At 53.8% G+C, this 2695-nt stretch carries 3 protein-coding genes; all 3 read left to right on the top strand.

Going from position 1 to position 2695, the window contains the following annotated elements; translation table 11 throughout:
- A partial coding sequence (locus JRI46_12440; protein MBW2040373.1) for a transketolase occupies nucleotides 1-632 on the top strand: 632 nt, incomplete at its 5' end.
- Nucleotides 619-1911 (top strand): IMP cyclohydrolase, encoded by a 1293-nt coding sequence (locus JRI46_12435; protein ID MBW2040372.1) that lies wholly within the window; start codon nucleotides 619-621, stop codon nucleotides 1909-1911. The genes JRI46_12440 and JRI46_12435, both read left to right, overlap by 14 nt.
- A 2-nt stretch (nucleotides 1912-1913) precedes the next feature.
- Nucleotides 1914-2695, top strand: a 782-nt coding sequence (locus JRI46_12430) for a hypothetical protein (protein ID MBW2040371.1), incomplete at its 3' end; no start/stop codon positions are given.

The following is a 2695-nucleotide window of genomic DNA, read 5'->3' as shown; positions in this document are numbered from 1 at the left end:
ATGGGAAGACCCACCACTGTATTGACTATCTTGGGGTGATGCGCAACCTCTTTGGTTTCAAGGTGATCGTCCCTGCTGACCCCAACCAGACCGATAGGGTGATCCGCTATATAGCGAACCGTTGGGGGAACTTCTCAGTGACCATGGGGAGGGAAAAAGAACCAGTGATCATCAATGAGGACGGCACCCCCTTTTTTGGGAGCGAATATCGGTTCGAATATGGTAAGGGCGACCTCATCAGGGCAGGGGACATGGGGGCGATAATTACCATGGGGGGGATGCTACACAGGGCATTAAAGGCGTGGGAGGTCCTGCGGGAGAAGGGCTACTATATACGGGTGATCAATTTCTCCTGCCCCCTGGATCCAGACAGGGATATTCTGCGAGAGGCTGCCCGGACCGGCCTGATCGTCACCTATGAAGATCACCATATAGATACTGGATTGGGGAGTAGGGTGGGAAACATCCTGGCCGAGGAGGGCTGGCAGGTGCGCCTCAGAAAGATGGGGATCACCTCTTACGGTGCTTCTGGGAAGTCCGGGGACCTATTCAAGCTTCAGGGGCTCGATGAAACCACCTTGGTAGAGGTGGTAGAGGAAGAAGTGAGGAGGAAGGCAAATGGAGGACTATAAGAAGGCCTACCGGACCATTATGGACGATCACTTCCCCGGGGAGTTGGTCATCAAGTTCGGGGATCAAACCCTGGTGTATCGAAAACGCACCTGGAAGATCCCCGATGAGCGCACGGAGGAACTCATCGAGAAAGGGCTCAGGTATGGTGAGAACCCCGGGCAGGAGGCGGCCCTTTATGAACTGGTCAATGGAAATTTGGTTCTGGGTGATTGCAAATTCATCGAACCGGGCAATGGTTTAGTCAGTGCCATTACCGAGGATGATATGTTACAGGTGGGCAAACACCCGGGCAAGATCAATATGACAGATGTTGATAACGCCCTGAATATCTTGAAGTTCCTCGCCAAGGCACCAGCGGCCTGCATTATGAAGCACAACAACCCCTGCGGAGTAGCCTATGGGGAGACTTTGGCCGAGGCCTATAACAGGGCTAATATGGTTGACAGGATCGCCGCCTTCGGTGGGTGCGTGGCCTTCAATCGTCCTGTGGACAAGAGCACTGCCGAGTTGATGGGTCAAAATTATTTGGAGGTGGTGGTAGCCCCCGACTACGAAGAAGGGACCATGGAGATCTTGCGGAGGAGAAAGAACCTCAGGGTCATCAAAATAGGGAGGATAGAAGGGCTGCAGCGGTATCGAACCGCCAGGTTTATCGACTTCAAATCCCTTATTGATGGGGGGATCATCGTCCAACAGTCCCCCGTCAATGTGGTATCCTCCAAAGAGGATTTAAAACCCGCTGTTGCCTTCTATCAGGGGAAGGAGTATCGGATAGTCAGGTTTCCCACCGAGAGGGAATATGATGATATGATCTTCGGCTGGTGTGTGGAGCAGGGGGTGACCTCCAATTCCGTGCTCTACGTGAAGAATGGAGCCACCGTGGGTATTGGTACGGGGGAACAGGACCGGGTGGGTGTGGCGGAGATCGCCGTTTTCAAGGCCTATACCAAGTATGCCGATGCCCTCTGTTTCCAGAGATATGGGATCCCTTACAAGGTGTTTGAGCGGGAGATCGAAGAGGGTAAGAGAGACCTAGTGCAGAAGGAGGAGATAGATAATCAGGTGAAGGAGGAGAGGGGGGGGATTAAGGGGGCCATTATGGTCTCCGACGCCTTTTTTCCCTTCCGTGATGGGGTGGATGTGGGGATCAAGGAGGGGGTATCAGGGATTGTTCAGCCCGGGGGGTCGGAGAGGGATTTCGAGTCTATTGAGGCCTGCAATGAGGCCAATCCTCCTGTCACCATGGTCTTTACCGGCCAAAGGTCTTTCAGGCATTGATTATGACCAGGGAAGAAGATCGACAGAGACTACAGAGGCTGAGGGATGAGATCGATACCCTGAAACATGAAGGGTTTGATCGTCAACATCCCAAATTCAAGGAATGGAGCAAAGAGGTAAAAGGCACCCTAAAGAGGCTCTATGGCGATGGTTCTCGCAGCCTCAAGAAATTTGAAGAGATACCCTTTCGCCGCCGAGGGGACCGGATGTGGGGTGAGGACTACGATATAGGGGGGAAGGAGAGGGTCGTTTTCAAGGAGGACCTGGAGAGGGCACGGGCCATCCTCGAAGAGACGTTGAAGAAGGGCTACCTCCCAAGCGAAAAGGGGAAGGGGATAGATGAGGAGGAGTTTATTAGTTCAGTAAGTAGGGGGGAGTTGCATGAAGGTGCCCCTGAGACTGCCATATTAATCCCGGAGGCATCGGCCAAGGAGGTGGGTGAGAAGGGGGGGGATGTTAAAATTGAGGAACTCCTTCAGGAGTTGAAGAAGGATAAGAAAGACCTGGAGAGGGTGCAGTCTGTCCTCGAAGAGGCAATGGAGGAGGCTCAACTCCTGAGAAAGGAGGGGAAGGGGTTAGACCAGGAGGAGGGCGCCCCTGAGACTGACCAATTGGTCCCGGAGGTGCCGGCCAAGGAGGTGGTAGAGATGGAGAGGGAGGAGAAGATCGGGGAACTCCTCCAGCAGTTGGAGAAGGAGGTAAAGGATCCTGGTGTGGCGTTGAGGAAGGTGCAGAGGACCATGGAAGAGCTGTTGAGGGTGAAGGGAAAGGAGGCACTCCTGCA

It is taken from the genome of Deltaproteobacteria bacterium (genome assembly GCA_019308925.1).
Taxonomy (GTDB): Bacteria; Desulfobacterota; B13-G15; order B13-G15; family RBG-16-54-18; genus JAFDHG01.
Note: the sequence above shows the minus strand (reverse complement) of the source record. Positions and strands in the feature narration are given on the sequence as shown.